This window comes from Tamlana crocina (assembly GCF_012037625.1).
The window spans coordinates 1-466 of sequence record NZ_JAAVJS010000215.1; the positions used below are offsets into that span (position 1 = coordinate 1).

1 protein-coding gene is annotated in these 466 nt (G+C 38.2%); it reads left to right on the forward strand.

What is annotated here, in order from left to right:
* Positions 1-26 precede the first annotated feature (26 nt).
* Positions 27-466: YihY/virulence factor BrkB family protein (locus tag HC176_RS16385; protein WP_342448715.1), on the forward strand; the 440-nt coding region annotated here is incomplete at its 3' end.

A 466-nucleotide genomic window follows, 5' to 3' on the forward strand; every position in this document is an offset into this window, starting at 1 on the left:
GGGGAGGACTTTTATCCTTTGTATTTTTGCTTTCCATTGCTTTGATGGCTAACGGGGTAAATGCTGTATTTACAGGCTTTGAATTCTCCTATCACACCAGGATCAACAGGTCAATAATAAGACAATATTTCATTGCAGTAGGGGTTTCGTTGATTCTGGCCCTTTTATTGCTAACTACTGTAGTAGTAACCGTTTATTTGACCTTTTTAACCGAAGATCTCAAAAGCCTGGGAGTCGTAGATGATACGGTAAGGTGGATAAATGTGGGCAGGTATATCCTTTTTATCTGCCTCGTGTATATTGGGGTAGCGATCCTGTATTATTTTGGAACCAAAGAAAGCAGGTTAAGCCGCTTTTTTTCAATAGGAGCATTTTTTGCAACTATTTTGATCATCCTTACAACCTTCCTGTTTGGGATTTACATTGAAAATTTTTCGAATTATAATGAGCTTTATGGCTCGATTGG